The organism is Xanthobacter autotrophicus (genome assembly GCF_030015065.1).
In the GTDB taxonomy this organism is placed as follows: Bacteria; Pseudomonadota; Alphaproteobacteria; order Rhizobiales; family Xanthobacteraceae; genus Xanthobacter; species Xanthobacter autotrophicus_D.
The window spans coordinates 17,566-27,812 of sequence record NZ_JAIVFN010000060.1 but is presented as its reverse complement, the minus strand read 5'-3'; the positions used below and the strand labels follow the sequence as shown (position 1 = coordinate 27,812).

Here is a 10,247-nt window from a genome sequence, read left to right as displayed (position 1 = left end):
GCCCCCTCCCTGCCCTCCCCCGCACGCGGGAGAGGGTTCCCACCGCGCAAGGTCGCCCTTTCTCACTCCGCAGCCGTGAGGCCGAGCCGCTTCATGCGGTCGGACAGGGTCTTGCGGGGGATGTTGAGGGCCTGCGCCGCCGCCGAGATGCGCTGGCCGGAAGCCTTGAGCGCATCCTCGATGACGAGGCGCTCCACCCGGTCCAGCAGCTCGTTAAGGCCGGGCGCGGCAGCTCCGCCGGTGGCGAAATCGGGGGCGAGGAAGCCCAGCACGTGGCGCTCTGCGGCGTTCTTCAGTTCGCGCACATTGCCCGGCCAGTCGGCGAGCATCAGCGCGCGGCGCAGGGAGGGCGGAACCTCCGTCACCGGCCGCTGGTACTTCACCGCCGCCTGCACCAGGAACAGCTCGAACAGAAGGGGAATGTCCTCCCGCCGCTCGCGCAGCGGCGGAAGCACCAGCTTCACCACGTCGAGGCGGAAGCACAGGTCCTTGCGGAAGCGGCCGGCATCGGCGAGGGCGGAAAGGTCCTCCTTGGTGGCGGCGATCACCCGAAGGTCCACCGGCACAAGGGTGTTGGAGCCGAGCCGCTCGATCTTCCTGTCCTGCAGCACCCGCAGCAGCTTCACCTGCATGGCCAGCGGCATGCTCTCCACCTCGTCGAGGAAGAGGGTGCCGCCCGAGGCATGCTCGATCTTGCCGATGCGCTTCCTGCCTGCGCCGGTGAAGGCGCCGGCCTCGTGGCCGAACATCTCGCTCTCGAACATGCTTTCGGGGATGGCGCCGCAATTGACCGCCACGAAGGGCTTGTCGCGGCGCGATCCGCCCTCGTGGAGGGCGCGGGCCACCTGCTCCTTGCCGGCGCCGGTCTCCCCCAGCACCAGCACGTCGGCATTGGTGGAAGCGAGCGCCGCCACGTCGTCCCGCAGCCGGCGGATGGCGGGGGATTGCCCGACGAGGCAGCGCTCGATGGCGTCGCCAGCCTCGCCCCGGTCCAGCGCCATGCGCAGGCGGCGGTTCTCCATCACCAGGGCGCGCTTTTCCAGCGCCCGGCGCACCACCTCCACGAAGGCGTCGGAGACGAACGGCTTCTCGATGAAGTCGTAAGCGCCCTCGCGCATGGCCGCCACCGCCATGGCCACGTCGCCATGGCCGGTGATGAGCACCACCGGTAATTCGGGATCGCGCCGGCGCACGTCGGCCAGCAGTTCCAGCCCGTCGCGCACGGGCATGCGCACGTCGCTCACCACCACGCCGGGAAAGTCGCGGCCGATGGCGGGCAGGGCCGCAGCCACGCTGTCGAAGGTCTCGACCGCGATGCCGGCAAGTTCGAGTGTCTGCGCGATGGTGGTGCGGATGACCTCCTCGTCGTCCACCAGCACCACGCGCGGCCGGGCGGCCGGGTGCGGGGCGGGGACTGAGGCGAGGGCGCGCTCAGGACACATGGCGCATCCTTTCCGGCTGGGGCGGGGCGGCGTTCGCGCTCTCCGCCGCCTCCATGACGAGATCGAAGCCGAGGCCGCCCTGTGGCCGGGCGCGGGCGGTGAGGGTGGCGCGGAACTCGCGGGCGATGGCGAGCGAGATGGGCAGGCCCAGCCCCAGCCCTTCGCCCGCCGGCTTGGTGGTGAAGAAGGGATCGAAGATGCGCGCGAGGGTGGCCTCCGGCAGGCCGGGGCCGTTGTCCTCCACACTGAGCACGACGCGGCCGCCCACGCGTCTTGTACTGAGGCCGACCCACGCGTCCGGTCGGCCCTTCACCGCATCCAGCGCGTTGCCGACGAGGTTCACCAGCACCTGGCTGAGGCGGATGGGCTCGAACCGCACGGTGGCGGCCGCCGCGTCGAGATCGGTGGCGACGCCGATGCCAGCCACGCGGATGCGCGGGGCGAGGATGGCGAGGCTCTCCGCCACCGCCGCCGCCACGTCCACCGGCAGGGTCTGGCTGCTGGACTTGCGGGCGAAGGCGCGCAACTGGCCGGTGATCTTGCCGAGCCGGTCCACCATGGCGGCGATGCGGCCGAGATTGGCCTGCGCCTCCGCCTCGCGGCCCTGCTCCAAGAGCTTGCCGGCATTGTCGGCGAGGCCGCGCAGGGCGGTCAGCGGCTGGTTCAGCTCGTGGGTGATGCCGGCGGCCATCTGGCCGAGGGTCGCCATCTTGGCGGCCTGAACCAGCTCGTCCTGGGCGGCCCGCAGGTCCGCCTCGGCGCGGCGGCGCTCCTCGATCTCGCCGGCAAGCTTGAAGTTGGCGGCGGTGAGGTCGGCGGTGCGGGCCTTCACCTTCGCCTCCAGCTCGCGCTGGGCGGCCTCCAGCGCCGCGCGGGCGGCGAGGCTCTCGCGGGCGCGCCTGAGGTGCTGCCACCAGTAGAGGCCGATGAGGCCCAGCACGCCGAAACCCAGCGTCATGCCCACGCGGGCGGTGCGCCCGGCCAGTTCCAGCGGGGCGGCATCGGCGAACAGCAGCAGATGCCAGCCATAGGTGGCCAGCGCCTTGTCGTCGGCGATGACGCGGCCGTGGGGGGCCACGTCCGAGGCGACGGTCAGGGGCACGCCCCCCACCGTCTCCACCGTGCCGAGATTAATGAGGGGATAGGCCGCGCGCCCGTACTGGCGTGTCTTTTCCATCTCCTGCGCGGTGGCGGCGTCGATGGGGCGGGTGGCGTGGAACTTGAACCGCGGATCGGAGGCGAGGAAGACGATGCCGTTCTGGTCCGTCACGAGGACCCGGTCGGCGGCCTCCTGCCAGACCGCCTCCAGGGGATCAAGATTGACCTTGGTGGCCACCACCCCGCGCACCGTGCCGTCGATCACCACCGGCGCGCTGATGAAATAGCCGGGCACGCCGGTCAGCGTGCCGATGGCGTAGAAGCGGCCGGCCTGGCCCGCCATGGCCTCGGTGAAATAGGGGCGATAGCTGAAATCGGCCCCCACATAGGTCTCCCGCGTGTTCCAGTTGGACGCGGCGATGGTCATCCCCGAGGGGGCCATCAGGTAGAGCACGGGGGTGCCGGCGGCGCGATTGAGGGTTTCCAGATAGGCGTTGACGGTCGAGACCAGGACCGCATCGTCCGGCCGGTCGAGCAGGTGCCGCACGTTCAGGTCGAGGGCGGCGGCGGCGGGCAGGTAGCCGAACCGCTCGATGGCGCCTTCCAAGCTCTGGGCATAGATCTCGCTGCGGTGGCGGGCCTCGCTGGCCAGCCGCTCGCCGACGCGGGCCTCCGCCATCTCCCCCGCCTTCACCACGGCGAAGATCGCCGCCGCGGCGAGAAGGGCGAGGAGCACGGCGCGCGCGGCGGTGGCGAGATCGGGGCGCATGGTCCTGGTTCCGTCGACTCCCTGGCCGCGCTGGCCGCCGGCTGCTTGGCCGCCTTGGCGCGGGCCTTGTTTGTTTAGGCGTTTGGTTGAGAATTCCAACGGCACACTGCCGATGCAATCTCCGTCATGGCCGGGCTTGTCCCGGCCATCCATGCGGAAGGGCCGGGAGGGTTTTTCGCACGTGGGCGCCAGCGGAACGGCGTGGATGCCCGGCACAAGGCCGGGCATGACGAGCGATGGGGTGAGAGATCTACATCCTCCTGACGCCCGGCGGATGCTGGTCCCGCCTCAGTCGGTGGTCAAGCCCTTGACCTCCACCTCCTCGAAGCGGTGCTGCTCGGCGGTGACGAGGGCGGAGAGTTCGCGCTTCAGCTCGTTGAAGGCGCCGGCGGCGCTGTCGCGCGGGCGCGGCAGTTCCACCCTGATGTCCCGCTTGATGGTGCCCGGCCGGTAGGTGAGCACGACGATGCGGTCCGCGAGGTAGATGGATTCCTCGATGGAATGGGTGACGAACACGATGGTCTTGCCCGTCGCCGCCCAGATGCGGATCAGCTCGTCCTGGAGCGAGCGGCGGGTGAGGGCGTCGAGCGCGCCGAACGGCTCGTCCATCAGCATCACCGGACTGTCGAGGGCGAGCACGCGGGCGATGGCCACGCGCTGGCGCATGCCGCCGGACAGGTCTTTCGGGAAGCGGTCGCGGAACTCGGTGAGCTTCAGCATGGCGAGGAGCTCGGCCACCCGCGCGTCGATGTCGGCGCGCTTCATGCCCTTGATCTCAAGGCCGAAGGCGATGTTCGCGGCCACGCTCATCCACGGGAACAGCGCGTATTCCTGGAACACCATGCCCCGGTCGGGGCCGGGCGCGGCCACCGTGCGGCCCTCCACGGCGATGGTGCCCTTTGTGGGGGCGGAGAAGCCGGCGATGGCGTTCAGCAAAGTGGACTTGCCGCAGCCCGAGGGGCCGAGCAGGCACACGAACTCGCCGCGGCTGATGGTGAGGTCGATGCCCTTCAGGGCGACGATCTCGCCGCCGGGGACGCCGAAGCGCTTGTCCACGCCTTCGACGACGATGTGGGGCGCGGCGGTGCCCGCATCGGGCGCACTCATGGGTTCGATGAGGGGCATGGCGCGCTCGGTGAGGGCTTCGACGGAGGCAGGGTGCATGGACATGGGATTCCTCACGATTCCAGGCCGCGGTGCCAGCGGAGCAGGTGGGAGTTGAGGCGGCTCACCGCCATGTCGATGCCAAGGCCGAGGATGCCGATGGTGAGCATTCCGGCGATGATCTTGTCGGACCAGAAGTATTCGCGCGCCTCCAGGATGCGGAAGCCGAGGCCGTTATTGACCGCGATCATCTCGGCCACGATCACCACGATGAAGGCGGTGCCGATGCCGATGCGCGCCCCCGACAGGATGTAGGGCGTCGCCGCCGGCAGGATCACCCGCCGGAAGATGGTGAGGCGGCTCGCCCCGAGGCTGCGGGCGGCGCGGATATAGATGCCGTCCACGTGCCGCACGCCGGCGATGGTATTCATGAGCACCGGGAAGAAGGCGCCGATGGCGATGAGGAACACCGCCGGCGCATTGCCGAGGCCGAACCACAGGATGGAGAGCGGGATGTAGGCGATGGGCGGGATGGGCCGCAGCACCTGCATCAGCGGGTTGATGTGGCGGTAGATGGTGTCGCTCGATCCCATGAACAGGCCGAGCGGCAAAGCAAGGCCCGCCCCCACGAAGAAGCCGAGGGCGACGCGGGTGAGGGAGCCGATGGCGTCATGGATCATCTCGCCGGAGAACAGCCAGGCGAGATAGGAGCCCGTGGCCGGGTCGAAGGGCTCCATGGGGGCGAGATAGGCCCACCAGCGCGCGGCCACCGCGGCCGGGGAGGGCAGGACCATGGGGTTCACCAGCCCCAGCGAGCAGGCGATCTGCCATAGGAGGATGGCGGCGACGGGCACGGCGAGGCCCTCCGCCAGGGATTTCAGGCGCGACGTGTGCATGGCGATGCCCTCAGTTGATGCCGGCGGAGGCCTTGGCGGCGTCGAGCAGGTCGAGCTTTACCCAGTCCTCGGCCTTGGCGGGGGACGACATCTTGCCGATGCCGTATTGGGCCATCACGTCCGTGGTCTTCTGGATGTGGTCGGCGCTGATCTCCAGCGTGTAGGGCGAGTTGGCGAGGGCTTCCTGGAATTCCTCGGCGGTGAGCTGGCCCTTGAACACGTCCTGGGTCACGAACTTCTCGGCGACCTTGGGATCATCCATGAAGGTCTTCTGCGCCTTCACGAAGCAGGCCATGAACTTCTTCGCCGCCTCGGGGCTACCCTTGTAGAACTTCTCGCTCATCACCAGCGTGCGCACCGGCGAGCCCACCGGGGTGTCGTAGGGCTTCAGCATCTCGGCGCCGAAGCCGCGGGAGATGGCCTGCGCCGATTGCGGCTCGGTCTGCATGATGGCGTCCACCTGCTTCTGCAGCAGCGCCTGGTTGAGGTCGGGATAGCCGAGATAGATGATGGTCAGGTCCTTGGGCGTGAGGCCGACCTTGCCCATCTCGGCGGCGAGCAGCACTTCCTGGATCGAGCCGCGGGTGACGCCCACCTTCTTGCCCTTGAGGTCTGCCACCGTCCTGATGCCGCTGTCGGGCACCGCCAACAGGCGCGCGCCGCCACGGGCGAAGCCGCCGACGATATAGATCTGCGCGCCGTTGCCCCGGCCGGAAATGGCGGCCTCGGAGGCGGTGGCGCCCACGTCCAGCTCGCCGGCGAGGATGGCCTGCATCACGTCCGGGCCCTTGGCGAAGATCTTCAGGTCCACCGTGATGCCGCAGGAGGAGGCGATCTCCTTGATGTAGGAGACGCCGGCGAAATGGGCGAGCTTGAGGTTGCCGACGCGGATCACCTCCTGCGCCGAGGCGGGCAGGGCGCCGAACGCCAGCACCGCGGAGGCGGCGAGAAGGGCGGCGAGGCGGGCGGTCCGGCGAACGGGTGCGGTGGCGCGCGCGGATGAGGTCGAGTGGACGGAATTGGGCAAGGCGCTTCTCCCGGGGTTCCGGCTGCTGTGGCCGGTTGGATTGAGGATGTCCGCCCCTTTGCACCGCGCATGCCAGCCATGCAGTGCTGGCATTACTGAATTTAAATATATGATATTAAAAGATTATTTTCGCGAGTTCGGGTGCGGCGGCACGGCCTTGCGGCGAGAATCCGCCGTCGGGCTGCGTGGCGCGGCGGAGTTCCGCCGGCCCGCCGGGTGGCCGGGATGTGCGCGACCGCCCATGCTGCCCAACGCGCCATAGGTTGGACCGGTGTACAGGCACCAATTGCCTTGAGCGTTGCAGGTCCGAACGGCGCAAAGCCCTGCCAAAGCAAAGGAAGAGAAGATCACCATGCTGCTGGTGGAGCAGTTTGCCGCCGCGCCGCCCACGGCCCCGCCGCCTTGCTGAGGAACGATCCGGCGGTGCGCGCCGCCTGTCTCGGCCACGCCCGCTGATCCCCATGGCCCGTGAGCTTCACGGGTCATGGGGCAAGGCCGCGCGGGGCTGAAGCGCGGACCCCGCGCGGGGTCCGCTGCCGCGGTCAGAAGGTGCGCTGGATGCGCACCGCGCCGGCGAGCGCGGAGGCCGACCCGCCCACCAGGGTGGGGCTGGCGGCCCCGGTCGCGGAGACTGCATTGACGATGCCGAGGGGCTGGTCGCCGCCGACCTTGGTGTAGACCAGCTCGGCGCCGATATCGAGGTTGCGGGCGGGCGACCAGATGGTGTTGCAGCCGAGCTGCCAGGTGTGGAGCGGGGCCGCGCCCACCACGTTGGCGGGAACGTCCACATCCACATAGCCGCCGAACGCGGCGCTGCGCACCATGGGCGTCCAGTAATGCCGGAACTGGGCCTGCAGCGCCCAGGCGGCAACCGTCTCGTAGGTTCCGGATAGCCCCATCACCGCATCGGCGAGGGGGTAATAGGCCCCGCTCATGATGCCGCTGTCCGAAAGCTTGATGGCACCGATGCCCGTGGCGCGGCCCTGCTGGGTGCCGGCGAGGCCGACATAGTTGAGCGCGCCGTCCGAATAGTTGGCCTGAAGGTAGAGACTGTCGCCGGGGGCGAGCATGGGCAGCTTGAATTCGGCATAGGCGCCCAGCGCGTAACCCCAGGTCGCCGAACTTTCCGTGCCGGGGGCGACGGCGCCGAGATAGGCGGGCGTCAGCGCCTGGACCTGGTGCAGGGCGCCGGCGATCTGCGCCGAGCCCCAGGCCTGCTCCACGCGCAGGTTGGCGACGAGGTCCGGCGCCTGTTGTCCGGCCTGGTAATTGGCATAGGAGAGGCCGGATCCCGTGGTGCCGGTCACGAACGGAAACGCCTCGGGCGTGGTGACGGCGCTGATGCTGGCGCCCGTCGCCTGGACGCCCGTAGTCCGGTTGGCGGCATCTTCCAGCGCGAGCGAGGCGGAAAAGCCGTTGCCGAACTGCGCCGTATAGGCTGCGACGGTGTTCCAGGTGTTCGAGCCCTCGAACAGAACCGCGTAGGAATAGGCAATGCCGGTATCAAAGAACGACTGAGTATAGCCGAATGTAAAGTTGCCGAACTGAATGAAGGCGCGCTCGAAATCGACTGCCGGGCCGGGGCCCAGGCCGGCGCCGCGCTGGGAGTTCCATTCCACGCCGCCGAGGAAATACGAGCGCAACGTGCCGTAATCGGTCTGGGTGCGGGCGTCGAGTTCCAGCGCCGCGCGGGCGAGGGTGAAATAGTCCGCGTCGTCCTTGTCCCGGAACGGGAAGCCATAGGCCGATGCGCCCGGCCCGTCGAAGCCGGAGCCGGGCAGGAACACCCCCGTCACGTTGAGGTAGGTGTCCATGCGGGCATAGCCGCCGACCTTCAGGCAGGTGTCGGTGCCGGGGACGTAATAGAAGCCGGGTCCGTAGGCCGCGCAGACCTTCACATATTCGACGGACTTGGCCTTCACGGGCAGGTCCGCGGCCGCAGCCGGATCTGTCACCGCACTGACGCCTAAGCTTGCCGCGCTGGCGGCAATAACCAGATTCATGCGTGTTTTCAGCATGTTTCCCTCCCAATTGTGTTGGCTTGGGCGTCTGGACGACGCCTTCTTGACGCCACAATGAGGGCGTGTCGGCGAATGGTCAATAGATAATTCAATCTGAGTTATTAATTAGAAGGGCCATCCGGACCGGGTGTTGGAGACGGCCGCTTTCGGCTGCGGGGTGAGGCATGGCGGCCTTCGCGCCCGCCGCGGTGCTTGAAGGATGCGCCGCCGCGCATGCACCCCAAGGAGACCATCGACAAGGGCCTGAAGCATGCGCGTCCCGTCAGGCTGGAGGGCGGCCTCTCCATGCGGAGGGCCGGAGGGGTGTGGCTCGACCGGCGTCAGTTCACCGTCTTCCCCGCCAAGGCGGCGAAGGGGCCGGCCATCTGGTCCGGCAAGACGCTGAACTGAGGCAGGTTACGAACGACCCGACGCCGCGCTTCCACAAGGAGAGGCGCGGGGTATACACTTGGCATGAGGTGTTCGCGCTGCTGCCTGGCGCCCATGCCGAATATGCCGCCTGCCATGGCGGCACCGGCCTTCCGCCCTATTTCGCCGAAGCCTGAGGCGCGCGCCGCCGGCCGGATCGCCACCCGGCGGCGCACTCAGAAGGCGCTGCCTCAGAAGTCGCCGCCGTCGTCGGGCGCGACCACCACGAGCATCCGCTCCAGCGCCGGCTCCAGCTTGACCTGGCAGGACAGCCGGGAGGCGAGGGTGCGATAGCGGCTCGTCGCCAGCATCCGGCTTTCGCCGGGCCCGATCTCGGGGGGCGAAACCCCTTCGGGCAGGGTCACATAGACGTGGCAGGTGGCGCAGGCGCAGCCGCCGCCGCACTGGGCGACCACCTCCTCCACGCCGGCCTTGCGCATCGCCTTCAGCAGGGTCGCGCCATCGCGGCCCGTCACCTCGATGAGGTCGCCGTCGCGCGTCTGTACGGTGAAGCGTGCCATGTCCCAGCCTTCAATCGGCGCCCCCGCGGCGCGCCGGGTCTACCCGATGGTCACGGCCGTGAAGTCGGATGCGACCGGATGATTGCCGCCGCCGCCGTCCCGCGCGATCCGCGTGGTGGCGAGGCCGGCAGCCTTGGCGGCGTCCAATTCGTCCTCGTTCGCGGACAGGACGAGGATCTCGGCGGGCGGCAGGGCCAGCTGGCTGGCAATGGCCTTGTAGGATTCCTCTTCCACCTTCTGGCCGACGCGAGTGTCGAAGAAGTCCTCGAATAACCCGGCGAGGTCCTCCGGCGCGGCGCCGAGCCACAGCTTCTGCGCCAGCTCCGAGCTGGACGAGTAGGTGAACAGGCGGATGCCCGCGTCCTTCCAGGCCTTCAGGCTCGGCGCCACGTCGGGATAGATCTCGGCGCTGAAGGCGCCCGCCTCGTAACCCTGCTGCCAGATGCGGCCCTGGATGATCTTCAGCGGCGTGGGATTGCGGCCCTGCTTCATCCAGCGCTGCAGCAGCGCCTCAGCTTCCTCGACCTTCAGCGAGAACCCGCCCATGAGGCGACCGGCCTCGTCGAGGGCCTCCTCGATGTCGTCGTCCTCGGCATGGGCGGCGATGAAGCCGCCGAGCTGCTCGCGGGCATAGGGAACCAGCGTGTCTTTCAGGAAGGCGAGCGGGCCGGCCGCGCCCTCGATATCGGTCAGGATGGCATGGATGGTCATGGGCGGGCCCCCGCCGGCGCGTGACCCCGCGCATGGCGCGCCGCCATGGGAGCTGTCGCCATGGGAGCTGTCGCCATAGGACCTGCCGATTGTCCGAAATGAGCCATGGGCCGCCTGCTCTGTGCCGTGTTCAAGCCTTCCGGGCAGGGCAAGCACCGGGCGTGCCAGACAGCGCGCCGGCGCATCCCATGGCGTCCCGATGGGGCGGGAGGCCATCACCCGCGCGGGCGGCGACACACGGCACACCACG

9 protein-coding genes are annotated in these 10,247 nt (G+C 69.1%); 1 reads left to right on the top strand and 8 read right to left on the bottom strand.

The genetic code is table 11. The features are described 5' to 3' along the window. Window positions 1–62: 62 nt before the first annotated feature. From K9U40_RS13285 to K9U40_RS13260, 6 genes are all read right to left on the bottom strand, one after another. Window positions 63–1,442 (bottom strand): sigma-54-dependent transcriptional regulator, encoded by a 1,380-nt coding sequence (locus K9U40_RS13285; protein ID WP_282890672.1) that lies wholly within the window; start codon window positions 1,440–1,442, stop codon window positions 63–65. Next, a complete protein-coding gene (locus tag K9U40_RS13280; protein WP_282890671.1) occupies window positions 1,432–3,309 on the bottom strand; it encodes a sensor histidine kinase in 1,878 nt (625 codons plus the stop codon). Before K9U40_RS13280 ends, K9U40_RS13285 begins: the two co-directional genes overlap by 11 nt. Before the next feature lie 288 nt (window positions 3,310–3,597). Next, window positions 3,598–4,434: an ABC transporter ATP-binding protein gene (locus K9U40_RS13275; RefSeq protein WP_414115005.1), complete on the bottom strand. Its 837-nt coding sequence runs from the start codon at window positions 4,432–4,434 to the stop codon at window positions 3,598–3,600. 53 nt (window positions 4,435–4,487) lie between these two features. Beyond that, window positions 4,488–5,309 carry an ABC transporter permease gene (locus K9U40_RS13270; protein WP_282890669.1) on the bottom strand — a complete coding sequence of 274 codons (822 nt, stop codon included), beginning with the start codon at window positions 5,307–5,309 and terminating at the stop codon, window positions 4,488–4,490. Between the two features lie 10 nt (window positions 5,310–5,319). Continuing rightward, a complete protein-coding gene (locus tag K9U40_RS13265) occupies window positions 5,320–6,243 on the bottom strand; it encodes an ABC transporter substrate-binding protein (protein ID WP_282890674.1) in 924 nt (307 codons plus the stop codon). Between the two features lie 635 nt (window positions 6,244–6,878). Continuing rightward, complete coding sequence (locus tag K9U40_RS13260) at window positions 6,879–8,258, bottom strand: porin (RefSeq protein ID WP_282890668.1); 1,380 nt, start codon at window positions 8,256–8,258, stop codon at window positions 6,879–6,881. A gap of 312 nt (window positions 8,259–8,570) precedes the next feature. Here K9U40_RS13260 and K9U40_RS13255 point away from each other — a divergent pair, with 312 nt between their 5' ends. Further along, window positions 8,571–8,747 (top strand): hypothetical protein, encoded by a 177-nt coding sequence (locus K9U40_RS13255; RefSeq protein ID WP_282890667.1) that lies wholly within the window; start codon window positions 8,571–8,573, stop codon window positions 8,745–8,747. A gap of 209 nt (window positions 8,748–8,956) precedes the next feature. Here K9U40_RS13255 and K9U40_RS13250 read toward each other — a convergent pair whose 3' ends face one another. Together K9U40_RS13250 and mtnC are read right to left on the bottom strand one after the other, a co-directional pair. Beyond that, the gene (locus tag K9U40_RS13250; RefSeq protein WP_282890666.1) at window positions 8,957–9,286 is read right to left on the bottom strand and encodes a 2Fe-2S iron-sulfur cluster-binding protein; all 330 of its coding nucleotides are present in this window, start codon (window positions 9,284–9,286) and stop codon (window positions 8,957–8,959) included. 39 nt (window positions 9,287–9,325) lie between these two features. Next, complete coding sequence (gene mtnC, locus K9U40_RS13245) at window positions 9,326–9,997, bottom strand: acireductone synthase (protein ID WP_282890665.1); 672 nt, start codon at window positions 9,995–9,997, stop codon at window positions 9,326–9,328. Window positions 9,998–10,247: the final 250 nt, after the last annotated feature.

What these genes read in the sequence shown, in the direction of transcription:
- K9U40_RS13250 (WP_282890666.1), bottom strand. Translation starts at nt 9,286, where the DNA reads ATGGCACGCTTCACCGTACAGACGCGCGACGGCGACCTCATCGAGGTG.
- K9U40_RS13285 (WP_282890672.1), bottom strand. Translation starts at nt 1,442, where the DNA reads ATGTGTCCTGAGCGCGCCCTCGCCTCAGTCCCCGCCCCGCACCCGGCC.
- mtnC (WP_282890665.1), bottom strand. Translation starts at nt 9,997, where the DNA reads ATGACCATCCATGCCATCCTGACCGATATCGAGGGCGCGGCCGGCCCG.
- K9U40_RS13280 (WP_282890671.1), bottom strand. Translation starts at nt 3,309, where the DNA reads ATGCGCCCCGATCTCGCCACCGCCGCGCGCGCCGTGCTCCTCGCCCTT.
- K9U40_RS13255 (WP_282890667.1), top strand. Translation starts at nt 8,571, where the DNA reads ATGCACCCCAAGGAGACCATCGACAAGGGCCTGAAGCATGCGCGTCCC.
- K9U40_RS13275 (WP_414115005.1), bottom strand. Translation starts at nt 4,434, where the DNA reads ATGCCCCTCATCGAACCCATGAGTGCGCCCGATGCGGGCACCGCCGCG.
- K9U40_RS13270 (WP_282890669.1), bottom strand. Translation starts at nt 5,309, where the DNA reads ATGCACACGTCGCGCCTGAAATCCCTGGCGGAGGGCCTCGCCGTGCCC.